The organism is Bacillus sp. MUM 13 (assembly GCF_001866725.1).
Lineage (GTDB): Bacteria > Bacillota > Bacilli > Bacillales > DSM-1321 > Peribacillus.
This window is the reverse complement of the sequence record NZ_MLYQ01000009.1, coordinates 40,658-65,095: the sequence shown is the minus strand read 5'-3', so window position 1 is coordinate 65,095 and position 24,438 is coordinate 40,658. Positions and strand designations below refer to the sequence as shown.

Sequence of the window (24,438 nt, the reverse complement as noted above, 5' to 3'; positions counted from 1 at the left end):
TCGCTTAGATCTTAAATTTTGTAAGAAAATAGATTCATAATTAATACATACCAGATATTTGATACGCTTTTTTGGCAAAACCCTCATGATCAGTGGAGCTATTCTTGATAAATAGCTGCAAATGCAGGATTTCCACCTGGATATTTTCCAATAAAATGGATAATTGGTTCAATTTTGCCCTGATTAGAGCCAAATCGCCCTCCATTCGAGCGAAATCCCCGCTGATTAGAGCCAAATCCTGCTTCATTCGAGCGAGTGTCGCTGAGAGCAACGCAGAGACTTTATCAAGCTCACTATTCCACTGGGTTTTTCTGAAAAGGACTCGCATGGATCTTAAATTTTGTAAGAAATTAGACTCATAATTAAAAAATACCAAACATTTGATACACTTTTTTGGCAAAACCCTCATGATCAGTGGAGCTATTCTTGATAAATAGCTGCAAATGCAGGGTTTCTACCTGGATATTTTCCAATAAAATGGATAATTGGTTCAATTTAGCCCTGATTTGAGCCAAATCGCCCTCCATTCGAGCGAAATCCACCTCGATTAGAGCGAAATGCTGCTTCATTCGAGCGAAATACTCTTTAGCCTTTATTTCTTTGACTCTTTGAGCGTAAGTTGCGTGACTCCTGCGTTCCAAAGCAGCAAAGTTTACGAAAACCTCCGTCATAGTTTGGACAAGGGACTCATAACATGGAGATAAAGAGCTTGAACTAAGCAGGGGGGAGCTGCCGGGATGAAGGACCGAAGAAGGGAAATCCAGGAACGGATTGCGAAACGAAGGAAAATGAGTGAAGCGAAAGCGGATGGGATTTGGCAGTCTTTTGATCACCAGGAGGAAATGCATGGATTTGAACGAGTGGCTGCCTATGATGGCTCAGATCCGGAGAAAGATCATCCACTATTTAAGAAAGAGATTTTCTTTTTTAAGATACTTGGGGCTGCTGTGCTGTTTCTGCTTATTGCTGTCATGTACAAGCATCCATCGTCCAAGCTTGATTCGGCCCGCAGCTATGTGAAGGAAACAATGAACCATGATTTGCAGTTTGCGGCGATTTCCTCCTGGTATGAAGATAAATTCGGAAAACCGATCGCCTTTTTGCCTAAGGAGGATGCTGCAGGTGATAAAAAGACGATTGTAAGCAGGGAAGAGGCGCTTCCGGTTACGGGGAAAATCACAGAAAGCTTCCAGACAAACGGTGAAGGCATCATGCTTGAAACCGGTAAGGATTCAGAGGTTGAGGCAATAAAAGAAGGTACCGTCACATTTGCCGGGGAAAAAGCGAATTTGGGCAAAACAGTGATCATTCAGCACAGCGATAAAAGTGAATCCTGGTATGGGGGGCTTGAGAATATACAGGTGAAAGTCTATGATGCGGTTAAAAAAGGAAAAGAAATTGGACAGGTTTCACCTACAGAGGATGGTTCAAAGGGAACCTACTATTTAGCTATACGAAAAAACGATGCCTTCATCGATCCTAAAAAGGTGATAACCTTTGAATGAATACTTGAAGCTGCTTTTTAAAATCAACGTCCATCCTACCCTATGGATTGTTATGGGCATTAGTGTCCTGACTGCTCATTTTACATCAGTCATCATGCTGTTTATGATTGTTTTCATTCATGAACTGGGACATGGGATCGCCGCTGCTCATTTTAATTGGCGGATCAAGTCCATCAAGCTTCTTCCTTTTGGCGGGGTACTTGAAACGGAGGAGCACGGAAACAAGACACTGAAGGAGGACCTGATTGTGACGCTCTCAGGGCCTGTTCAGCATCTGTGGCTTGCGGGTGCCTCGTTTTTGCTGTATCGGGCATCATTTTTATCATACGAAACGTATCAGCAGTTTTTTTATATGAATCTATCGCTCATGGTGTTTAATCTGCTGCCAGTCTGGCCGCTTGATGGGGGAAAGCTGCTGTTCATGGGTGTATCTCTCTACAGATCCTTTCTTGACGCCCATCGCTTTACATTGATTTTTTCAGCGGCGTTTTCAGCTTTTTCCGTGCTGCTGGTCACCTTGATCCAGCCATTCAGCTTAAATGTATGGATTATTGCTGCGTTTCTCGTTTTTTCGCTTATGATGGAGTGGAAGCAGCGCTATTATGCCTTCATCAGGTTTCTCCTTGAGCGGTATTACGGAAGAGGCGGCAAGCCTGATATGCTGAAGCCGATTATTGTGGACGAAAATGAGGCCATTTATAAGGTGCTGGAAAAATTCCAGAGAGGCTGCAAACACCCGATCATCATCACTAAAAATGGCCGGGAAAGCGGTTCTCTTGATGAAAATGAAATCCTGCATGCGTATTTTACCGATAAAATGACCAATGTAAAAATTGGCGAACTGTTATATTCCTATTAATTATGATATTCTTTCTTCAAATGAGCTGGATGCAGCGGTTTTGGAGAAGGGATTTTTTTTATGAAAAAAGTAATTGTGAATATGTTATCAAGGGAAAAAAGATATGGTGTTGTGGAGGATGAAAAGCTGGTTAAGCTTGAAATATTCCCCCCGCACCAGGCAAGTCTCGTCGGCAATGTGTATGCAGGCAAAGCTGTGAAAATCCTTCCCGGAATGGAAGCGGCTTTCATTGATTTTGGCGGAGAGAGAAATGGTTTTCTCCATCGTGATGACCTGCCCTCCTACCAGGCTGCCAAAAGAGCGGGAGAAGCGGACGGGTCAATCAGCCGCTACATCACACAGGGAGAAAGACTTATGGTGCAGGTGACCCGTGATGAAACCGGGCTGAAGGGTGCGAAATTGACAGCATTGATTGAGCTTTCTGCAGACTCTCTTGTATATATGCATGGCATTGATTATGTCGGGGTTTCAAAAAAATTCACCGACCATCAAAAGCAGCTTCATTGGCGGGAAACGGCCTTGGCATGGAAAGAAAAGCATGAAGGGCTGATCATCAGGACCTCGATGGAAAATCAAACGGAGGAAGTGTTCAAGATTTTGCTCGGATCACTCCGCGGAAAATTCCAGGAGCTCACAAAGCGTGCAGACTCGGCGAAATCACCTGGGCTGATACACCGTCATGACACATTTCTTGAAAATGTTGAGAGTGAGCTTTCCTCCCTTGTGCCCGGTGAAATTGCTATCGATGACTTTGAAGGATATAAAGCGATTGAAAGCTGGATGAAGACGCAGGGAAGCCAGTGGAAACTATTCTATGAAACAGGGACAAAGAATATCTTTTCACAGCATGGCATTGAAGCGCAGGCGGAAAAGGCACTGAAAAAAATGGTATGGCTCGATAACGGAGGCTCACTTATTTTTGAAGAAACAGAGGCGTTTACTGTCATTGATGTGAATAGCGGGAAAAACACCGGGAAAGGCGAAAAGGAACAGACGATTTTCGAAACAAACATGAGTGCGGCTAAGGAAATTGCCCGCCAGCTCCGGCTCCGGAATATCGGCGGGATTATTCTCATTGACTTCATTAATATGAAGGATCATAAAAATCGGGCGCTGGTTGCCGGTGCTGTAAAGGAAGCAGCAGCAAAAGATGAAAGGCGTGTTCAGGTCATTGGCTTTACTGAGCTTGGCATTCTTCAGCTTACCCGAAAGAGGACATCACCTTCATTGATAGAGAAAACACAGTCACCATGCCCCGTTTGCGCCGGCACTGGCAAAGTCGACAGTGCTGAAACGGCAGCCTTCCGCCTTGAGCGGGAGCTGTTTGAGCATCGTAAGCGTGATGAAGAAGCAGTCTGGATTGAAGCGGATAGCGCAGTTTCAGAGGCGCTTCTCGGGGAACGGGAAGCGCACAGGGACGTTTTGGAAGGGGCCATCGGCAAAAAACTGCTGTTTTCCATTGCTGAAGGTGTACAAAATCATTATCATATAAAACGATTCGGGAGCACGAAAGAATTACAAGAAGCAATGCACAAAAGCTATTGACATAAACCTTGAATATATGATAGGATTTTAATGTTATGTTTGTAGCACCCGTGCTACAACCGCACAGATCAGGTTGATAAGTTTTTGCAGCAATGCAGAACGCCTGTGATTGGCGAGTCTGAGTTATATAAGGAGGTGCAGGTATGTACGCAATTATCGAAACTGGCGGTAAACAAATTAAAGTAGCAGCTGGCGAAACAGTTTACATTGAAAAATTAGACGTTGAAGCAGGCGAAACTGTTACATTTGACAAGGTTTTATTCGTAGGCGGTGAAGACGTGAAGGTAGGTTCTCCATTAGTGGCAGGAGCTACTGTAACTGGCAAAGTTGAAAAACACGGTCGCCAAAAGAAAATCATCGTTTTCAAATACAAAGCGAAGAAAAACAACCGTAAAAAACAAGGTCATCGTCAGCCATACACAAAGGTTGTTATTGATGCAATCAATGCATAAGGCTAGACTGATATGATTAAAGTTACAATCGATGCTCCGCAGGAACGGATTGTTTCGTTCACTTTAAGCGGACATGCTGATTATGCGAAAAAAGGTTCTGATATTGTTTGTGCAGGCGCATCTGCGGTTTCCTTTGGAGCCGTGAATGCCATTATGTCTCTTACGGATGTAAAGCCTGAGATTGAGCAGGGCGGAAAAGGCGGCTACCTTCGATGCGGGATTCCTGAGAATATCTCAGAAGAATCGCAGGAAAAAGTTCAGCTTCTCCTGAACGCCATGCTGATATCGCTCCAGACGATCGAACGTGATTATGGCAAATACATTAAAATCATCCTTAACAAGTAGGAGGTGGAACATATGTTAAGATTAGATCTTCAGTTCTTCGCTTCCAAAAAGGGAGTAGGTTCTACAAAGAACGGCCGTGATTCAATCTCTAAGCGTCTTGGCGCTAAGCGTGCAGACGGTCAGTTCGTAACTGGCGGTTCTATCCTTTATCGTCAGCGCGGTACTAAAATCTACGCAGGCGAGAATGTTGGACGCGGTGGAGATGACACTCTTTTTGCAAAAGTTGACGGTGTTGTACGTTTCGAACGTTACGGCCGTGACCGCAAAAAAGTAAGTGTATACCCGGCAGCACAAGAAGCATAATTCGGCATCTTTTAATAGAGGCTGGCTCATAAGGGTCTGACTCCTTCTATTGGACATGGTACGGCACCATTCGTAATGGCTGCAGTATTATGGGGAAGGAGTCAGGCCCTTTATATATTTCTGTTATGATAAAACAGCACAATGCTCTGCCATCGTCCAAAGAATGAATCCCAAGGATCTGTTTTTTGGACGGTGGAGCTTATGGACAATAGGGCAGGGATTTTCTCCTATTCCTGCAGCTGGCTTTTTTGGTATACTTAAGGAAATCGAAGTGATCCAGAATCCCGTTACTATTCACCACAAGTCAGAGCAGTGAGATTTGTTTTTTATTATAATTACAGGAGCTATAGAATGGAAAAAAATTGGACGACAGTGGAGATTTTAGGCCATTCAAGACATGATTGGCTAAATAAGATCCAGCTGATAAAAGGAAATCTCGAATTAAATAAAACCGAACGCGTGAAAGCAATTATAGACGAAATCATTATAGATGCACAGCATGAGGCGAGGCTTTCCAATTTGAAAATGTCCAGGTTCGGCGAACTTCTGATGACTGCCAACTGGGGCAGCAGGCCGTTTCGCCTGGAATTCGAAGTCATTGAAGTGTTAAAAGGCTGCGCGCCGCTCGATGGCACGATGCACCACTGGACAAGCCAATTATTTTCTGTCCTGGATGCTGCACTGGATATGTTTGGAGAAAATGTTTTGTCTGTTTCCATTTTTGAAAATATGGCAGGACATATCCGATTTTCCTTTGAACTGCAGGGTATGCTAAAAAATGAATCGCAGCTGCAGGAATTTTTAAACAAGCCAGTAGATGACCATACTAGTGTGGAGATTGAAGAAATTACAGACAGCGATTGGGTTTTTTCTGTTGAACTTAAGTGTGAAAAATAGATGAACGTACAGCATTGATGTACATAAAGAAAACAAGGAAGTGATTACATGTTTGTCGATCAGGTCAAGATATTTGTAAAAGGTGGAGACGGCGGAAACGGAATCGTTTCTTACCGCCGCGAAAAATATGTTCCGCTGGGCGGTCCTGCAGGCGGAGACGGCGGCAACGGCGCCGATGTTATTTTTGAAGTGGAGGAAGGCTTGAGAACGCTCATGGATTTCCGCTATCAGCGCCACTTTAAGGCACCAAGAGGCGAGCACGGAATGTCCAAGAACCAGCACGGAAAAAATGCCTCTGACATGATAGTAAAAGTTCCCCCGGGCACTGTTGTCATCGATGAAGAAACAAAGGAAGTCATCGCAGACTTAGTTGAACACGGACAGCAGGCTGTCATAGCTAAAGGCGGACGCGGAGGACGCGGCAATTCACGATTTGCCACTGCGAACAATCCTGCACCTGAAATTGCGGAAAACGGCGAGCCGGGACAGGAAAAAAATATAATCCTGGAATTGAAGCTTCTGGCTGATGCCGGCCTTGTCGGATTTCCCAGCGTAGGAAAATCCACATTACTTTCTGTTGTTTCTGCTGCAAGGCCGAAAATTGCCGAGTACCACTTTACAACAATCGTTCCTAACCTTGGAATGGTCGAAACAGAAGACGGGCGCAGTTATGTAATGGCTGATCTTCCCGGACTTATCGAAGGGGCATCAGAGGGAGTGGGCCTTGGCCATCAGTTCCTCCGCCATATTGAAAGAACGCGAGTCATCATTCATGTTATCGATATGAGCGGACTTGAAGGACGGGATCCTTATGAAGATTATTTAACCATCAATAAAGAGCTCAGTGAATATAACCTTCGCTTAACAGAGCGTCCTCAGATAATCGCTGCAAGCAAGATGGATATGCCAGATTCCGAAGAAAACCTGAAAATCTTCAAGGAAAAGCTGCAGGAGGATTTCCCTATATTCGAAATTTCTTCAGTGACCCGGTCCGGCATCCGTGAATTGGTATTTGCCGTGGCAGATAAAATTGAAGAAACGCCAGAGTTTCCTTTGGATCATGAAGAAGAAGAAACAGGCATTCACCGTGTTATTTATAAACATGTAAATTCACAGGATGAATTCGATATCACCCGTGATCCTGATGGCAGCTTTGTTGTTTCAGGCTTCAAGATCGAGCGTTTATTCAAGATGACCGATTTCACAAGAGATGAGTCGATCAGGCGTTTTGCCCGCCAAATCCGTTCATTTGGCGTAGATGAGGCATTGCGCAAAAAAGGTGCAAAAGACGGCGATATCGTCAGAATCCTTGAATACGAATTTGAATTCGTGGATTAATGAATTTGTGTCCGGGGCTTTGACCGGATATGATGCAGGATAAGCGGGGTGCGCGGATTGAAAGGTACGGATAAGAAATTTTTCCTGGTTCGTGAGGATGTACTTCCGGAAGCAATGAAAAAAACACTGGATGCCAAAGAAATGATTGAACGCGGCAAGGCAGAATCCGTCTGGGAAGCTGTACAGCGGGTGGACTTGAGCAGAAGCGCGTATTACAAATACCGCGATACTGTATTTCCCTTCCACACAGTTGTAAAGGAAAAGCTGATTACGCTTTTCTTTTACCTCGAAGACCGTTCAGGCACGCTTTCCCAGCTGCTCGGCGCAGTGGCACAGTCAGGCTGCAATATTATGACCATTCACCAGACCATTCCTCTGCAAGGGCGGGCTAATGTTACACTTTCCCTCAATACAAACGGCATCAGAATTGAAATTGAGGAGCTCCTGTCAAAGCTCCGCAAGCTGGACTTTGTAGAAAAAGTGGATATATTGGGAACTGGTGCATGAATATTGGCCCCGCAGATCTTTATGGTCTGCGGGGCTTTTATATAGATTTTTAAAAGTTTACATTCTGTAACAGCTCGCCTTTAATTGGAGACATAAAATCTTGAACGCATTGGGCAGTCTTGGTTTCAATCAACTGCAAGGCATCGTTGAGAGTAATGAAACATTTTTTCGTGAATCTATGAAAGGTAGTGAAATTACCCATAGAAAATCCAAGAAACGTGGAGAAAAGGACGAAAAAAGAGGGATTTCAAACCTTAAAATTGCTGTTGTTGTGGCACAAGACCGTAATGGAAATATGATTGCTCGTAAAGGAGAAACAGGGCGTGTCAAAAGTCAAACAAATTTAATGTTCACAACCTTAGAAAAGCATCCTAATAAAGAAAAAGACACAGCATTATCTTTACTGTGCTTTTGAATTCTTTTGGCTCTTTCCTGCGAAAAATGTAGAGCATAGAAGAAAGACTGTTCCTAAACCAACTCCAACTATCATTGAATAGTCAAAAACATTCTTTAACGCTAATCCACCTGCAATTGATGCAACAAAAAGCATAAGAAACGCTACTGTATAGTTATTCTTCATATACTTTCCCAACCTTCTTTTCCATTATTATACTATTAAAGTTGATTCTTTAAAACCTTACCTAAAACAACAAAGTTTACGAAAACAGCCTAAAGGTATTATCATGATAAATAAAAGTGCGGGGGAGTACGCGATGAATTTAGGCAACCCAATAGCAAGTGGAAATACTGCGGAAATTTATCTTATCGACAACAAAATAGTGAAAATTTTTAATGATTTTTTGCCAGATACAGAAGCTATAAAAGAAGCAAATAAGCAAAAATATGCATATTCATGCGGACTTCCTGTACCTGAAATTTTTGAAGTAACGAAGGTAAACGGGAAGCAAGCAATTATCATGGAATATGCCAGAGGAGAAACACTAGGGAATTTACTTTTGAAAAATAAAGAACAAGCAGAATATTATTTGGATATTTCAGTCGATATGCAAATTGAAATTCATAGCATAATTCCTGATACAATTGAATTAATGGATGATAAATTACACCGTCAAATTGAAGCAGCCCCTATCTTAAATGAAAGACAAAAATCATATTTGCTCAAAGAATTGAAATCAATTACTTTTACTAATAGGCTATGTCATGGTGACTTTCATCTATTTAATTTGATTAAAACAGATAATCGGGTGGCAGTCATAGATTGGGTTGATTCGAGTTCAGGAGATATACGTGCTGATGTGTATCGGACTTATCTTTTATATTCACAATTTTCATCAGAATTAGCTGACATGTATTTGCGGCTGTATTGTAAAAAGAGTGGATTGCTATCCTCAGAGATTTTTCAATGGGCACCAATCATTGCTGGGGCAAGATTATCTGAGCATGTTTCAGCTGAGAATTCAGAACGGCTTCTGAAGATCATAAATACCTGCCTGAAGGTGTAAGATGGAAGAAGTAGAAGAATCCTTGCCTTAATATTAAAAAATAACACTATCCTTTAACATAGCTTACTTTTAAATGAACCAATTTATAAAAACACCTATAATCTCTATAAAGGTATCAATGATGAAGTGATTAGCTCTTGGCTTTCTATAACGATTGCAGTTAAACCTGTATCTGTTTTGGTTTCGTGCCATTCGTCTTTATCCCAGAATACTGCTTCGCCACTGTGAACTTTGAGGTATTCATCGGTTTCACCTCTAACCCAGCCTTCTCCGCTTACAATTAAAAGAAGCTGAGGAACATCAGCTTGATGATAACCAATTAACCCATTCGCATCTAAGTGCATACAACCTATATGTGCTGCTTTCTCTATATGCGTAATACGTGACAATACAAAATTCGAGTTGAATTTTGTGATTTTCTTCCCTGCCTCTTTGTTAAATTGATATATTTTCATATAATCCCCCCAACACTGGCTACTTTCCCACCATTTTTAGTTGTCTTTATTCACTGTTTACACAGGACTGGTCATTTGTAAAATTCTGGTATTTAAAGTTTATCATAGGCTGCTTTTGTTGAGAACAGGCAGCTTTACGTTATTAGAATGGCATAGAGAAATATATTGATTAACAAGTGTTCTTGCTAATCAAATATCAACAGAGTTATTTAACATAGCTTAAAAGGAAAATATCCAGATACAGCAGTGCCCCCATTTGTATCCAGGATTTTGGGATAGAGGGCCTCTTTTACATGATTAACTGGATTTCATCTTTAAAACTCTTGAATTCAGCAAGAGAATAGCATAGTATAAACAGTAAATTTTCCGTGAAGTGAGGAGTCAGCCATGTTGTACAAGATTGCTTTTCTGGGACCTAAAGCTACGTTCACGGATATTGCCGTATCAAGCTTATTTCCTGAAGATACAAAAATGCCTATGAGCACGATCCCGGATTGCCTGGATGCCGTGCAGGACGGAACAGCCGATTTAGCGGTAGTTCCGATTGAAAATGCCCTCGAGGGCTCGGTTAACATTACCATTGATTACTTAGTGCATGAGGTGAACTTGCCGGTGAAGGGCGAGATGATTATCCCGATTGAACAGCACTATATGGTGCATCCCAATCATGATTACGAGGGATTTGTTCCAGATGCGGTTTACTCTCATCCGCATGCCCTCGCCCAGTGCCATAAGTTTCTTCATCAAGAATTAAAGGGCGTCCAGCAGGCGGCCACAACTTCAACTGCACAGGCGGCACAGATGGTCAAAGAAAATCCCGAAATGAAAATAGCGGCGATTGCCAATGAAATGGCTGCACAAGAATATGGCCTGGCGATTGCAGGGAAAAACATTCATGATTATAAACATAACCATACAAAGTTTGTCGTGGTTTCAAAAAAGGATATTGATTATAAAGGCCGTTTGGCAGCCTTTACTGGCGATAAAACGACTTTAATTATCACATTGCCTGAGGATCACTCCGGAGCGCTGCATCAGGTTTTGTCTGCTTTTGCCTGGAGGAAGCTGAACTTGTCCAAAATCGAATCACGCCCGATGAAAACAGGATTGGGCAATTACTTTTTTATTATCGATATAGAAGAAAAAATGGATGATGTCCTGATCCCTGGAGCGATGTCTGAATTGTCGGCCCTTGGGTGCCATGTTGAACTGCTAGGCAGCTATCCGAGCTTTAAAGCGGAAGCGCAGGCAGAGCTTGAGAATGTGAAAACTAAATAAGCATAGAGAAAAACTATCCGGAACATTCTTAAACGGTTCTCCTTTGGGAGAGAAACAATAAAATAAATAATGATAATAATTATAAGACAGACCAAATAGCAGTTTATTGGTTTGTCTTTTTTATTGCTGCCCATTGATTACGGGACTTGATTAATCAAAACATATTGGTAAGCCGTATGTCTTAATAGGACATGTGCGGTGCCGCTAATCCATCTGCATCAGAAGAAGTGGAGGATTATCCAGTAATAATATAGCCTGCTAAAAAAGTCTGATATAATAAAAAAATAAATTTTTTAAAAGGCGGCGGTGCTAATGTTTGCTGAAGTAAATATTCAAGAAATAAGTTCGGCTGTCACCAAGTTGTTTCAATCCTTTCCAGTTAGGGTTGAAGTATTGCTGCAGGATGATGACCAAAAGTCACTGCCGCTAAAGTGTCCGATCATTAGTAAAATCAAAAAAACCGGTATAGATGTATTCATTCATAATAAAGCAGAGCATAGTACGTGTGAATTATGTTCTCTGAAAAATGAATGCGTGGCTGAAACTGTCATTATTAAGCCCATAACCAAGAACAAAAAAGTGATAGGGGTTTTGCTGGTTACTCCCCTCGATGGACAGGCAGGCAGGCTGAATAAGAACTTCGATAATATTGAAACCCAGCTTGACTTTTGCTGTGAATGGATCAGCAATAAAATTGAAAATGATGATTTGAAAAAGGAAAACGCCTTGGTTCTGGAAGAAATGATGGGACTGTTTTCTTTTATTCAAGAACCCATTTTAATCGTTGGCCTTGATGGAACGATTCATAGCTTGAGCAATAATGTCAGCACGGAGTTTAACAAAAGCAAGACGGTTTTACTGGGAGAAAACATCAACGAAATAATGTCTGCTGCAGATTGGCTGAAAATAAAGAATGTCAAAAACCAGCAGGATTTTAAAATATCTATTCCTTCTTTAAAAAGCAAACAAGCAGAATATATAGCGAAAGTTAAACCGCTTCTGGCAAATGGAGAAATCGTTTCATTTCTTATCAAGCTGGCCTCTATTCATGATTCCAAAAAGAAAATGACTGAACAAAGGGTCCTTTACACGTTTAAAGATGTGAAAGGAACGAGCGGCTCCATTCAAACGGTTGTTGATATGGCTAGACGTGTGGCACCCAGCGATACCTCCATTTTACTGAGAGGAGAGAGCGGGACTGGGAAGGAAGTTTTCGCACAAGCGATCCATCAGGAAAGCGATCGGACAGATGGTTCTTTCATTGCATTGAATTGTGCTGCCATTCCTGAATCTTTGTTGGAAAGCGAGCTTTTTGGACATGTTAAAGGAGCTTTTACTGGTTCAAATGGAGACAAACCAGGCAGATTCGAAATGGCCAATGGCGGGACGATCTTTCTTGATGAAATTGGAGACCTGTCCCTCCATTTACAGGCAAAACTGCTGCGGGTTGTCCAGGAGAGGAAAATTGAGCGGGTTGGAGATACGAAAAGCACTCCCGTTGATGTCCGAATTATAACTGCCACACATCGCAATCTTGAAGAGCTTGTAGCAAAGGGCGAATTCAGAGAGGATTTATACTACCGGCTAAATGTCATACCTATCACGATTCCGCCATTAAGAGAAAGGAGAGAGGATATTCCGCTCCTCGTTGAACACTTTTTGAAAAAATTCTCCAGGGAGCTATTTCGCTCTCTGAAAAGACTTTCTAATGATGTATATGAAATCCTCCTTAGTTATCAATGGCCAGGGAATATCAGAGAACTTCAGAATGTAGTCCATCATTTTGTCCAATTAGAGATTGGCGACCTGGTAACAATGGAAAGCCTGCCCAAATATTTAAGAGATTATGTTCATGGCACTAAAATTAAACAGGCTGATAGCCATGCTGTTTCAGGTAAAAGGAATACCCATGTGGAAGAAAAAGATTTGATCATTGAATTATTGAATCAGTATGGAAGGGATACTCCAAGTAAAAAGAAGGTTGCGAAACACATGAATATCAGCTTGCCTACCTTATATCGAAGAATTAGCAAATACAATATTAAATAATAAATAGCAGCTGATAAAAACTGAGAAAATACGAAGAAAATTGAGAAAGCATGAGAAAAGGTATGATTACCGGTGCTTGCCGGCCATTTTTGGCTTTCTCATTATTTTAAAATTCTCATAATTCTTGCAAATTAAAATCTGATAATCCATCCCCAACAGGCTTGAGGGAATTTATTTTTTTGGCACACTTCTTGCATTATAAAAAGAAAGGAGCAACAACCTATGTCATGGCAAATTAAAAAGCAGGATATACCACTATTGGCAATGGGAGCAAAAATGTTATCTTGTGGCGGAGGCGGTGATACCAAGACGATACAGAGTTTATTAATGTCGATCATGACGAATGAGGACTCAATAACCGTAAAGTCCATTACTGATATTGAGGACGATTGGATTGTTGGAGTCGGCATTATGGGTTCTACCATTTTATATGATGAAAACATCCCCAGCGGCCAAGAGGGGGTCCAAGTCCTTGATGCTTATGAATCAGCCAATCAGACAAAAGCCGATGCACTTATCCCTGTAGAAATTGGCGGAGTGAATGCCCTGACTCCTTTAGTAACTGCTGTCATGAAAAAGCTGCCTGTTGTAGACGGCGATGGAATGGGAAGGGCTTTTCCTGAGATATCTATGACAACCTTTCATCTTTCGGATATTCCTTTATCACCATTCGTCCTGCAAACACATGATGAAAGCACGATAATTGATGGTTTGGAGGATATTGAGAACATAGCAGAATTGGCAAAAGATTTTATGGTGAGAAATGGAGGGTATGCCCATTTCCTTTGTTACGCTGCAAATGGAAGAAAAATGAAAACATCCATGGTTCCTGGATCATTAAATTTAATTCATCGGTTAGGAACTGCCGTCCAAAAAGATACACAAATAAGCCGAAAAATTGAAGAGATGCACAGGGTGTTCGAAAACTCAATTTATGGTAAACCTCTAGAAATCATCAGTGGTGTGGTTTCTGAGGTTAATCGGTGGTTTGAAAAAGGATCATTAATTGGAAAGCTCGTCATAGATGGGCGGTCTGTTTTTTCAAATAAAAGAATTGAAATAGAATTTAAGAATGAGTTTATTTCTATAAAAGAGGATCAGTATATTTGTACAACGCCTGATCTCATCCTTGTTTTGAATGAGGAAAATTTATTCCCATACAATGTTTCCGAGATCCAGGCGGGTCATTCCGTCATTATATTCGCGCTGCCAGCTCCATCCATTCTTCGAACAAAAGAAATGCTTGAGCTCGTGGGTCCAGAAAACTTTGACTTGACCATATCCTATAAACCTCTGCCAGGAGAATTAGATTATGAAACTGGGAATTGATGTGGGAGGAACAAATACAGATGCAGTGATTGTCAGGAATGACGGCAAGCTTCTTTCCTGGTCGAAGCACTTAACAACGAATGATATTATTTCTGGAATTGAGCTGGCTGCGAAAGAAGTGCTAAAAGAAGCAAACATCCCGCCAGACCAAATAAAAGGTATTTTCTTAGGTACAACTCATGTGCTTAACGCACTATATCACCCTGTCAATCTTTCTAAAACGGCGCTTATCCGTATCACGAAAAAGCCTTCGTTAATTGAACCAGCTTTACAATGGCCCGAAAATTTAAAGAAATATATTTCAAAGGTTTATCACTTTAAAAGTTCTTATGATTACACAGGCAAAATAAAAGGACAATTAACGCCAAATCCAAATGAAATCGAGCAGTTATATTTTGATATAAAAACATACGGTATTGAGTCAATCTGTCTTGTGGGAGCTTATTCCCCGTTATATGAAAGTGAAGAACGGGAAATTCGCGACCGCATTAAAGATTTTTTTCCAGAGATACCTATCACAATGTCTCATGAAATCGGAAGTACCGGATTCATAGAAAGAGAAAATGCCGCACTTTTAAATGCAATAATATCCAAGGTGATCCGCCAGGCAATGATTGATTTAGCGGCATTATTTAAGAAACTATCATTAGAATGTCCATGCTGGTTAACTCAAAATGATGGCTCACTTATGGAAATCCAGGAAGCGATTGATTACCCCATTTTAACAATTGGTTCCGGGGTCACCAACAGTATCAGAGGAGCCAGTATCTTGAGCGGATTGGACCGCTGTATCGTCGTCGATGCCGGCGGAAGTACGATTGATATTGGAAAGTTTCAGAACGGCCGGCCGGAAGTTTCTATAGGTTCGACATCTATTTTAGATATAGATGTAAATATGCGGGTGCCGAAAATGTTTTCCCTTCCTTATGGAGGAGGCAGTCTCATTTCAATCGAAGAAGAATCAGTCCAAATAAAAGAAACGATTGCCAGCAATATTGAACAGCAGGGGATATCATGGGGCGGTGACACTTGGACATTAACCGATTCTTTCCTTAAAGTTTATCCAGATTCCTTTTCAGATGAAAAAATAACACTAAAGGGATTAGATAACGTGTCAGAGGATGACTGTCAAAAAGTGATTAAAACAGTAACGGGTGAAATCAAGAAAAAGATATCCAGACTCCAGCCGAGTAATGAAGCCCTTCCGGTTGTTTTAGTTGGCGGAGGAAGTTCACTACTTGTGAATAGGTTATTTGGAAAATACCAAAAAGTTTTCCATCCCGCCGGCTTTCATATTTGCAATGCAGTTGGCGCCTGTTTCGCACCTCTTAGTGCCCAGGTGGATAAGGTGTTCTGGCTGGGAGACAAGACGAAACAGGAAATAATCGATGAGGAAAGGGAACAACTGGTTCAACAGCTTCTTCTAAAAGGAGCAAAAAGAGAGAGCATTGAGATGGTATCTATAGAAGAGTTCCCCTTTGATTATATGAAAGGAGAGGTTTTGAGAATCCGTTTGAAGGCTTTAGGAGAATTGGAGTTCATTTCTGATGGGGGTGATGGGGCCGTTTAATTTTTTTGCTCTATTCTTAAAGATTGTTGTTTTTTAAAAAGTTCGGTGAGGCGATCTCATTGTTAAGTCAGGTTGATTGGAGCGTAAGGTGCGAGACTCCTGCGGGATGAGCGGAACAGGTGAGACCCCGCAGGCGCAGCCGAGTAGGCTCACCCCCGCCCTGCGGAAAGCGAGCATCCTGAAGCGGAAATCAACCACCTTGTTCCATAGCAACAAACTTTACGAAAACAGACAATTTTTTTCACGAGATAAATATTTGGAAAATTACACAAATTAAAAGGAGTGAAAGTAAATGAAAATCAAAGTAATCATGCCAATCACATCAGATATTTTTAATGAGGAAATTCTGGAAGAAGTTAAATATTATGCATCTGAAACTACTGAAGTTGGAGTGACCAGCCTTGATTATGGGCCAGCATCTGTTGAAAGCGAATATGATGAAGCACTGTGTGTACCTAATTTTCTGGAAAAAGCGAAGGAGGCTGAGGAAGACGGATACGACGGTATCATCAGTGACTGCTTCGGTGATCCTGGAGTAAAGCCGGCAAGAGAAATTCTGGACATTCCGGTTGTTGGTGCTTGTGAATCCTCGATGCTGTTCGCAAGCTCATTGGCTAAATCATTTTCTGTCGTGACAGTGCTGCCGAATGTAGTACCTATGATTGAAAACATTAGCAAAACATTAGGAGTCAACGGTAATTTAGCATCCATCCGATATGTAAATATTCCTGTACTGGAAGTTCACGATAAGGATCGGTTAAAAAGAGAATTGTACGAGGAAATGGTCAAAGCAATCGAGCAAGATGGCGCCCACGCCTTAGTATTAGGCTGTACAGGATTCATGGGTGTTGCAGCAGAACTTCAGACACGCTTAAAACAAAACGGGTTTGATGTTCCGGTCATTGACCCAGTATTCGCGGCAACACGACTGTTGGAAAGCCTGATCACAATGGGAGTAAAACAAAGCCGTCTGACATACATGACTCCACCCTCCAAACAGAGAATAAAAGCATAATTGGGATTGAAAATACACAACAAGTACAGTCCTGTAAAAAAAATTAACAGAACGTTCTGGATATTGAGCGGGGATTATGGCTTTCCATGAATAGGGCAAAATCCTTTTTTATTAAACCACAGTCAGGAGAGTAAATAATAAATTAAAGGGGTTGGATGTATGGAAGATACAAAGAAATTAGGAGACGATTACTCGCTGTCCAGGGTTCCGAAATCAGCGCGATTGCCAATGTGGGATATCATGCTTGTCCGGGTAGGAGCTCTTGCCACCTTGTCACAATTTATGCTGGGTGCTGCATTAGGATACGGTATGACTTTCTGGCAGGCGTTTTGGGCCATGTTCTTTGGAAGTGTTATTTTACAGGGTATCAGTTTTCTTATCGGTTATGCGGGAGCACGTGAAGGTCTTTCTACGAGTTTATTATCGCGGTGGACTGGATTCGGACGATATGGCTCCACTATTATCGGCATAGTTATTGCCATTTGTACGATAGGCTGGTTTGGGGTGCAAAATTCAGTCTTTGCCAATGGATTAGTCAAGGCAACCGGCGGTAAATTGATTCTTCCCGTTTCCGCTGCGATAACTGGCATGGGCGTAACGGTATTGGTTATCTTTGGATTCAAGCTGTTAAGCATGACTGCGAAAATTGCCGTTCCTGCCTTTCTATTGGTAGTAGGATTCGGAATCTATCAAGTACTAAGTGATTATTCGGTTATGAGTTTACTAGGAACTCCACCTCCAGGAGAAACACTTTCACTTGGAGTAGGTGCCACAATGGTGGCAGGAGGGTTCATGATTGGTGCAGTCATCACTCCTGATTTCAGCCGGTTTGCACGAAACGGTAAAGATGTTTTTTGGATGACCACGATTGGTACCATAGTCGGTGAGATGGGGGTCGGCATGGTTGCTGTGCTGATGGCCCATGCTGCAAAAACGAATGATGTTGTAAGTATCATGCTGCAAACATCCGGTTGGCTGGGAGCTGCTGTAGTTGTTTTTTCAACAATTAAAATCAATAACTTGAATTTATACTCTTCTTCTTTAGGGTTTACGAATATCATAGATTCGTTATTCAAGGTCAAAGTGAATCGTGCAATTGTGACACTTGTGATCGGGGTAATCGGTACACTTCTATCCATCATGGGGATTCTTGATCGGTTTGTCGGCTTCCTTGTTTTACTGGGAATCATGATTCCGCCAATTGCAGGGATCATGGTGGTTGATTACTTCGTGTTAAAAACGTATCGGAAAGCACTTGATGAAAGCAGGGAGAAAGGAACCTTGCCGGCAGAGCCTGAAAAAATAAATCCAATTACATTAGTGGCTTGGGCGGCAGGTTTTGGAGGCGGTTATTTTATTTCAGTTGGCATCCCATCCATCAATTCACTTTTAATAAGCGGTATCGTCTATTACGTTGGTGTGTTAACGGTGAAAGTATATCAGGGTAAAAAAGAGCTAAAGGGAAAAGTTGCATAATAAATTTACGTATCATTGGAGGTTTTTGAATAATGAGGAAATTAGGCAAACAGGAAATCGAAGATATCGCGGTTGGCGCGGCCTTACTTGGTACTGGCGGCGGAGGAGACCCATACATCGGCAAGTTAATGGCATTGCAGGCGATTGAAGAATACGGGGAAATCACCTTGCTGGATGTGGATGAAGTGCCAGATGACGCTTTAGTTGTGCCTTCTGCGATGATGGGAGCACCGACTGTCATGCTTGAAAAAGCCCCAAGCGGTGAAGAAGCAGCAGCTGCTTTCAATAACCTTGAAGCCTATTTAGGAAAAAAGATCTTCGCAACGATGCCAATTGAGGCGGGTGGACTCAATTCCATGCTTCCATTGGCCCTTGCCGCAAAATTAGGTTTACCTGTTGTCGATGTAGATGGAATGGGCAGAGCGTTCCCGGAATTGCAAATGGTCACTTTCTATTTGGATGGTGTCGCTGCTACACCTATGGTCCTTGCTGATGAAAAAGGGAACACTTCGCTGCTGTCAACAATCAATAATGTTTGGACAGAGAGGATTGCCCGCGCAGCTACAATTGAAATGGGCGGTTCAGCCATGATTGCCATCTATCCTATGACAGGCAAGATTATAAAGGAAAGCGGAATTAGCAATATCTTAAAGCTGGAAGAAGAAATCGGCAAAGCCATCAGGCTTGCAAAGCAAAACAATGCAGACCCGATCAAAGAAGTTCTCAAAAAGGCAGTAGGGTTTGAATTGTTCAGGGGCAAAGTCAGTGATATTAACCGGAAAACTGAAACCGGTTTTGCAAGAGGAGTCGCAACATTCGAGGGAATCAATGAATATAAGGGTGAAACGCTCGAGGTCCGTTTCCAGAATGAGCATTTGCTTGCTCAGACCGAGCAGCGGCTCCTTTGCGTCACACCGGATTTAATTGCTGTGCTTGACGCGGAAACTGGCCTGCCTATTACAACAGAAGGCATCAGATATGGCGCTAGATGCGTCGTAATTGGAATGCCTTGCCATCCAAAATGGAGAACGGAAAAGGGCATTGAAGTAGTTGGTCCTAAATACTTTGGCTACGATGTTGATTATATTCCTGTAGAAGAACTTGCGAAAAAAGGAGTGACAAACTAATGGGCGTATATCGTATTGGAATTGACGTAGGCGGAACCCATACAGACGCGGTCCTATTGGATCAGAACAATAAGGTGATATCGGAAACAAAATCACCGACCACTGAAGATGTAGCAACAGGCATTTATACAGCCATGAAAAAAATAATCAGCGATGCGAATGTTCCTCGTGAACAAATCAAATATGCGATGCTTGGGACCACCCATTGCACAAACGCCATCGTTGAGAGGAAAAGATTGAATAAAATTGCAGCGATTCGCATTGGTGCCCCGGCTACATTGGCCGTCAAGCCATTGATTGGTGTACCGGATGACCTACGCGCGGCACTTGGAAAGTATGTATATCTTATTCGGGGAGGGCATGAATTCGATGGGCGGGAGATTGTCTCTTTAGATGAAGAGCATTTATATCAAATCGCCGAAGAAATCAAAGGGGAAGTGGATTCTATCGCCATCACTTCAGTCTTTTCTCCCGTATCACAAAAACATGAACAGAGGGCAAGTGAAATACTGAAAGAAGTACTTGGGGATGGCGTATCTGTTTCTCTATCATCAGAGATCGGCTCGGTAGGATTGCTGGAAAGAGAAAATGCGACGATCCTCAATGCTGCTGTTGTTAAGGTCGCTAAAACAGCAGCGGACGGATTCATCAATGCACTGAAGAACGAAGGGATTGAGGCGAGAGTCTTCTTCGGACAAAACGATGGAACATTAATGTCGGTAGAATATGCGGTTAAATACCCCATTTTTACGATTGCCTGCGGACCGACGAATTCTTTGCGGGGAGCATCTTATTTAACTGATTTCTCCGATGCGATTGTGGTGGACGTTGGCGGAACAACTTCTGATATTGGCGTACTCGTTCAATCGTTCCCAAGGGAATCCTCATTGGCAGTAGAGATAGGCGGAGCGCGGACCAACTTCCGGATGCCCGACCTTATTTCCATCGGCCTTGGGGGAGGAACGATCATTCGCATCCAGGATAATGGCGAATTCACGGTTGGACCAGACAGTGTCGGGTACCGCCTGCCGGAAAAAAGCCTGATTTTTGGAGGAGACACTTTAACTACAACGGATGTTGCAGTAGCCCTTGGAAAAGTCGATCTTGGTGATCCTTTAAAAGTGGCCCATCTAGATAAGGAATTATTAAATCGAGTGTATGACAAAATGGTAGAACTCGTCGAAGAAGCGATTGATAAAATGAAAACCAGCTCAGCCCCTGTACCGGTCATTCTCGTTGGCGGCGGCAGCATTTTGCTGCCAGAAGAATTAAAAGGAGCTTCAGAGGTCATTCGCCCTCAACATTCAGGAGTGGCAAATGCCATCGGGGCGGCGATTGCCCAGGTTAGCGGACAAATTGAAAAGGTGTATGCCCTAGCAGAAATCAGCCGGGAAAAGGCGCTGGAGCATGCAAAGGAAAAAGCGATGTCAGAAGCGATTAATGCTGGTGCAGATCCCGATAGCCTGGTTATTGTCGATATAGAGGATGTTCCGCTTGCCTACATGCCAGGAAACGCGACCCGTATCCGTGTTAAAGCAGCAGGTGATTTAGCACAAGTTGAAGTAAATGAACTGGTGTAGTACAAACTGGATAAGAAAAGCGAAAGCGCTTGTTTAGCCCCGGCAAATCATCTCTACCCGGAAAGCCGCTCTTTGACTTTTGGGGAGGAGGTTATTACCTTGAGGGGCTGGGTGCTGAGCTAGGCAGTTATCGATATAAATAAGCTCTAGTCCAATCTAGAGCTTTTTCTAATCCTGATTATTATCAAATATTGGAGGAAAAGAATATGAGTATAGAAACATACATAGAGGAAATCAAAAATAAAACATTGATCATTGATGCCCACTTTGATCTTTTAATGGATGTGGCTATCCAAAGGGAAAAAGGCAGAAGGAAGGTGATTGAAACAGATTACTGGCCGCGTTTTAATGAAGGCGGGGTCAATATCATTATCACGGCCATTTTTATCGACAGCGGATTTTTACCCGAGATGGGTCTGCGAAAAGCGCTCAACCAGGTTAGTGCCTTGTACGAAGAAGTACAGGAGTCCCCGGATAAATTGATGATTTGCAAAAATAGAGACGATATGTTGCTGGCACAGCAATCAGGGAAAATTGGTTTCTTATTATCCCTTGAAGGAGCGGAACCAATTGGAACTGATTTAAGCTTATTAAGAGTGTTCTATGAATTGGGTGTCAGAAACCTTGGCTTGGTTTGGAGCAGAAGAAACGCGGTGGGAGATGGCAGCCATTTCAGTCCGATAGACGAAGGGACAAAGGGTGGAATAACCCACTTTGGAGTGAAGGTAATTGAAGAAGCCGAAAAGCTTGGAATGATGATTGATGTTTCCCATTTGAATGATGAAGGATTTTGGGATGTAATAAAAATGTCAAAAAAGCCGATCATAGCATCACACTCGAACTCACGGGTTCTTTCGAATACGATGCGAAATTTAACCGATGAGCAGATGAAAGCTATTGCATCAAAAGGCGGTGTGATTGGAGTCAATGCGGTAAGCATCATTGTTGCAGCGGAAGACGAAAATAGTACGTTGGAACAATTTATTAAGCACATTGACCATGTAGTGCAGTTAATCGGGATTGATCATGTTGGGATCGGGCTCGATTTGTGCGATGATTTCTTTAAGTATATGGACGCTGACGATTTAGCCAAAATGCCGCGAAAACCCTTTGATGTAATAGACGGACATCAAAGCTTGCCGAAATTTATAGAAGGCTTGATAAATAGGGGCTATAAGGAAGAAGAACTGCAAAAAATACTAGGAGGCAATTTTTTAAGAATCTTTTAAAAACTAGTGCCTGACCACCTTTAGATTGCTAAGGGAGTCAGATGCTCCAGCTCCCTTGATGTCATATGTCACGCAAGAAGAGAAGGCAAAGATCGCCTTCTCTTCTTACGCGCCTTATGCTGGTCGAAGGCCCCCAGGATGGGGGTCACAAAGACGTTGCCGCAGGACGCGGCGTTCTTAGTCTTTGATCCTATGAACAAGGCGCTTGCGCTTTTTAGTCAATCCAGCTCCAGCGCCTAGCTCGCTGTGCAAAAGATGTTTTGGTCTCAGAAGGCAAAGAGCGCCTTCTAAGTCCAAAACCCTATTTGCTTCGCGAGCTGAACAGGCGCTTGCGCTTTTTAGGTGATCAATAGGCCTTCTTTTTTTAGTGTTTCCTCGGCTTCGTCCAGCAGTTCTTCTGATGATGCGGTGAGGGTGTGAAGGTGGATTCCTTCTGTTAGCTGTGATAAAAACGCGGCGCCGGTATCTTTGATCTGCTGCATGAATTGCCTGACTTCCTTGCGGGTGCTGACCATGATGGAAGCAGTGAGGTCGCCGTATACCGGGTGCTCAATTTTGACGTCTTTTACGATAATGCCAAGGTCCACAAGCATGTTGAGTTCTTCCTCTGTACGTTCGGGGCCATGCTGGCAGGCGACAGTCCTTTCGCATTGCTGTGTTTCGCCTGCCTGAAAATACAGATAGCCCTGGCTTGTTGCGATGATGGGCTCGTTTTTGGCTTTAAGCAATGTGATGTCTCCAACGATGACTTGCCTGCTCACATTGCTGATTCGGGAAAGCTCTGTTCCGGTGATGGGCTTTTTGCTTGATCTCAAGATTTCGAGAAGATGGCTGCGCCTCTCTTCACCTAGTAGTTTCTTTTTCTCCAAGATGTAACCTCTCCTTATATATGGTGTTATTTTACCATACATGGATTAAGAAGCCTTCCTATAAGCTTATCGGTTATTGATAATAGCGCAGAGGTGCTGGCAGATTCCTGAAATATGGTTTTCTGTTGTATTTTTTCCCATTGAGATGCGAATTAAACTTTTTGCTTCTTCATTGCTTTTTCCGATTGCCGTCATTGTCCTTGAAGGCTCCTGTTTGCCGATCTGGCAGGCGCTGCCGGTTGAAACGGCATAGCCCCTGCTGTTGAGCTCAAGCATGACATATTGTCCCTGATGCCCTGGGAAAGTTACTCCAATAATGTGCGGAAGCTGGTGATTCGGCGATTCAATGATTTCATGGGGAACTCCCATTCGAAGAAGCTCCTGCTTGAATTGTTCCCTGAGCGCAGAGATCCGGACGAATTCATCCTCGCGCGTTGTTTCAATCAATGCAGCAGCAGCTGCGAATGAAGCGGCTGCCGGCACATTGACCGTGCCTGTCCTGAACCCCATTTCCTGGCTTACATCCGGGATATGCGGCTTCAGTTTATGAATAGCGGGAAAGAGCAGGGCTCCGGTTCCCTTTGGGCCATATATTTTATGAGCGGAAATGGACAGGCTGTCACAGGCAAGGACGGCTTCCTCCAAATTCAGCTTGCCAAAGGATTGGACACAATCACCGTGCAGGAAGATGTCCCGGGTGCCGATGGCTGCTTTAATGGCCGCTAAGTCTTGTACACATCCTATTTCAGAATTCACGTGGCCGCAAATGACGAGGAATGTCGTATCCTTTATGCTTTCCTGAAGATGTGCAAGGGAAATCCTTCCGTCAGGGCTGTGCTTTAAATAGGTTATTTCATAGCCTTCTCCCTTAAGCATTTTTAAGTAGTTCGATAGGGAAGAATGCTCTGTGCTGCTTGTGATAATATGATTCTTTTTTGTCATGGATGTATAGATTTGCAAGGCAAGCATATTGCTTTCAGAGCCGCCGCTTGTAAAAATGACCCCTTCTTTTGTAATCCCTGCTGTTTCTGCAAGCTGTTTCCGTGACAGTTCAAGCAGCTCTTTGGCAGAAGAGCCCGCGTCATGAAGACTGCTTGAATTTGCGTAAAACCTTCGTGAAGCTTCTATAAAAACCTCCAGCGCTTCTTCGGCCATTGGCGCGGCTGCGGCATAATCGAAATAAATCAAAGCCCTTCACATCCTAATTGTTGGTTTGGGAGAGCTTCAGTTAAAAAACTCTTGATAAT

General features: G+C 42.8%; 25 protein-coding genes, 1 pseudogene and 1 other annotated feature. Of the genes and pseudogenes, 20 read left to right on the top strand and 6 right to left on the bottom strand.

Annotated features, from left to right (window positions below; translation table 11 throughout):
- Positions 1-40: 40 nt before the first annotated feature.
- Positions 41-193, bottom strand: coding sequence for a hypothetical protein (locus tag BIV59_RS23495; RefSeq protein WP_170846074.1), 153 nt, complete (start codon positions 191-193; stop codon positions 41-43).
- A 169-nt stretch (positions 194-362) separates the two neighbouring features.
- The gene (locus tag BIV59_RS03500) at positions 363-569 is read right to left on the bottom strand and encodes a hypothetical protein (protein ID WP_139194297.1); all 207 of its coding nucleotides are present in this window, start codon (positions 567-569) and stop codon (positions 363-365) included.
- 168 nt (positions 570-737) lie between these two features.
- On the opposite strand from BIV59_RS03500, the gene BIV59_RS03495 reads away from it, so the two are divergent.
- The 10 genes and pseudogenes from BIV59_RS03495 to BIV59_RS03450 all read left to right on the top strand — a co-directional run.
- On the top strand, positions 738-1,505 hold the full coding sequence (locus BIV59_RS03495) for a M23 family metallopeptidase (protein WP_071350059.1): 768 nt from the start codon (positions 738-740) through the stop codon (positions 1,503-1,505).
- Entirely contained in the window at positions 1,498-2,364 is an 867-nt protein-coding gene (locus BIV59_RS03490; RefSeq protein WP_071350058.1) for a M50 family metallopeptidase, read from the top strand. Before BIV59_RS03495 ends, BIV59_RS03490 begins: the two co-directional genes overlap by 8 nt.
- Positions 2,365-2,424: 60 nt before the next feature.
- On the top strand, positions 2,425-3,909 hold the full coding sequence (locus tag BIV59_RS03485) for an Rne/Rng family ribonuclease (RefSeq protein WP_071350057.1): 1,485 nt from the start codon (positions 2,425-2,427) through the stop codon (positions 3,907-3,909).
- A gap of 47 nt (positions 3,910-3,956) precedes the next feature.
- Positions 3,957-4,039: a sequence feature (ribosomal protein L21 leader region), on the top strand.
- 13 nt (positions 4,040-4,052) lie between these two features.
- A complete protein-coding gene (gene rplU / locus BIV59_RS03480; RefSeq protein ID WP_071350056.1) occupies positions 4,053-4,361 on the top strand; it encodes a 50S ribosomal protein L21 in 309 nt (102 codons plus the stop codon).
- Positions 4,362-4,373: 12 nt separating this feature from the next.
- Complete coding sequence (locus BIV59_RS03475; protein ID WP_071350055.1) at positions 4,374-4,706, top strand: ribosomal-processing cysteine protease Prp; 333 nt, start codon at positions 4,374-4,376, stop codon at positions 4,704-4,706.
- A gap of 12 nt (positions 4,707-4,718) precedes the next feature.
- Positions 4,719-5,009, top strand: a complete 291-nt coding sequence (gene rpmA / locus BIV59_RS03470) for a 50S ribosomal protein L27 (RefSeq protein ID WP_071350054.1) — start codon at positions 4,719-4,721, stop codon at positions 5,007-5,009.
- A 351-nt stretch (positions 5,010-5,360) separates the two neighbouring features.
- A complete protein-coding gene (locus BIV59_RS03465; RefSeq protein ID WP_071350053.1) occupies positions 5,361-5,906 on the top strand; it encodes a Spo0B C-terminal domain-containing protein in 546 nt (181 codons plus the stop codon).
- Between the two features lie 48 nt (positions 5,907-5,954).
- Entirely contained in the window at positions 5,955-7,244 is a 1,290-nt protein-coding gene (gene obgE / locus BIV59_RS03460) for a GTPase ObgE (protein WP_071350052.1), read from the top strand.
- A gap of 57 nt (positions 7,245-7,301) precedes the next feature.
- Complete coding sequence (locus tag BIV59_RS03455; RefSeq protein WP_090989845.1) at positions 7,302-7,751, top strand: ACT domain-containing protein; 450 nt, start codon at positions 7,302-7,304, stop codon at positions 7,749-7,751.
- Positions 7,752-7,827: 76 nt separating this feature from the next.
- Positions 7,828-8,088: pseudogene (locus tag BIV59_RS03450) on the top strand (IS1595 family transposase); the annotation flags it as partial.
- A 63-nt stretch (positions 8,089-8,151) separates the two neighbouring features.
- Here BIV59_RS03450 and BIV59_RS03445 read toward each other — a convergent pair.
- Positions 8,152-8,331 carry a hypothetical protein gene (locus BIV59_RS03445; RefSeq protein ID WP_071350050.1) on the bottom strand — a complete coding sequence of 60 codons (180 nt, stop codon included), beginning with the start codon at positions 8,329-8,331 and terminating at the stop codon, positions 8,152-8,154.
- 133 nt (positions 8,332-8,464) lie between these two features.
- Here BIV59_RS03445 and BIV59_RS03440 point away from each other — a divergent pair, with 133 nt between their 5' ends.
- Entirely contained in the window at positions 8,465-9,214 is a 750-nt protein-coding gene (locus BIV59_RS03440; protein WP_071350049.1) for a phosphotransferase family protein, read from the top strand.
- 104 nt (positions 9,215-9,318) lie between these two features.
- Here the strand turns inward: BIV59_RS03440 and BIV59_RS03435 are convergent, their stop codons facing one another.
- Positions 9,319-9,669, bottom strand: coding sequence for a cupin domain-containing protein (locus BIV59_RS03435; protein WP_071350048.1), 351 nt, complete (start codon positions 9,667-9,669; stop codon positions 9,319-9,321).
- Positions 9,670-10,056: 387 nt separating this feature from the next.
- Here BIV59_RS03435 and pheA point away from each other — a divergent pair, with 387 nt between their 5' ends.
- The 9 genes from pheA to BIV59_RS03390 all read left to right on the top strand — a co-directional run bounded on the left by pheA (position 10,057) and on the right by BIV59_RS03390 (position 22,322).
- The gene (pheA, locus tag BIV59_RS03430; RefSeq protein WP_071350047.1) at positions 10,057-10,947 is read left to right on the top strand and encodes a prephenate dehydratase; all 891 of its coding nucleotides are present in this window, start codon (positions 10,057-10,059) and stop codon (positions 10,945-10,947) included.
- Positions 10,948-11,259: 312 nt separating this feature from the next.
- A complete protein-coding gene (locus BIV59_RS03425) occupies positions 11,260-12,996 on the top strand; it encodes a sigma-54 interaction domain-containing protein (protein ID WP_083392025.1) in 1,737 nt (578 codons plus the stop codon).
- 222 nt (positions 12,997-13,218) lie between these two features.
- On the top strand, positions 13,219-14,325 hold the full coding sequence (locus BIV59_RS03420; RefSeq protein WP_083392024.1) for a DUF917 domain-containing protein: 1,107 nt from the start codon (positions 13,219-13,221) through the stop codon (positions 14,323-14,325).
- Positions 14,309-15,895 carry a hydantoinase/oxoprolinase family protein gene (locus tag BIV59_RS03415; RefSeq protein WP_071350046.1) on the top strand — a complete coding sequence of 529 codons (1,587 nt, stop codon included), beginning with the start codon at positions 14,309-14,311 and terminating at the stop codon, positions 15,893-15,895. The genes BIV59_RS03420 and BIV59_RS03415 overlap by 17 nt, the downstream gene beginning before the upstream one ends.
- Positions 15,896-16,187: 292 nt before the next feature.
- Positions 16,188-16,910, top strand: a complete 723-nt coding sequence (locus BIV59_RS03410) for an aspartate/glutamate racemase family protein (RefSeq protein WP_071350045.1) — start codon at positions 16,188-16,190, stop codon at positions 16,908-16,910.
- 159 nt (positions 16,911-17,069) lie between these two features.
- A complete protein-coding gene (locus BIV59_RS03405; RefSeq protein ID WP_071350044.1) occupies positions 17,070-18,386 on the top strand; it encodes a purine-cytosine permease family protein in 1,317 nt (438 codons plus the stop codon).
- 32 nt (positions 18,387-18,418) lie between these two features.
- A complete protein-coding gene (locus BIV59_RS03400; RefSeq protein WP_071350043.1) occupies positions 18,419-19,513 on the top strand; it encodes a DUF917 domain-containing protein in 1,095 nt (364 codons plus the stop codon).
- Complete coding sequence (locus BIV59_RS03395) at positions 19,513-21,093, top strand: hydantoinase/oxoprolinase N-terminal domain-containing protein (protein ID WP_071350042.1); 1,581 nt, start codon at positions 19,513-19,515, stop codon at positions 21,091-21,093. Before BIV59_RS03400 ends, BIV59_RS03395 begins: the two co-directional genes overlap by 1 nt.
- Positions 21,094-21,299: 206 nt before the next feature.
- Complete coding sequence (locus BIV59_RS03390; protein ID WP_071350041.1) at positions 21,300-22,322, top strand: dipeptidase; 1,023 nt, start codon at positions 21,300-21,302, stop codon at positions 22,320-22,322.
- Between the two features lie 338 nt (positions 22,323-22,660).
- On the opposite strand, the gene BIV59_RS03385 is transcribed toward BIV59_RS03390, so the two are convergent.
- The gene (locus BIV59_RS03385; RefSeq protein ID WP_071350104.1) at positions 22,661-23,194 is read right to left on the bottom strand and encodes a transcription repressor NadR; all 534 of its coding nucleotides are present in this window, start codon (positions 23,192-23,194) and stop codon (positions 22,661-22,663) included.
- 63 nt (positions 23,195-23,257) lie between these two features.
- Positions 23,258-24,379, bottom strand: coding sequence for an IscS subfamily cysteine desulfurase (locus tag BIV59_RS03380; RefSeq protein WP_083392023.1), 1,122 nt, complete (start codon positions 24,377-24,379; stop codon positions 23,258-23,260).
- Positions 24,380-24,438: the final 59 nt, after the last annotated feature.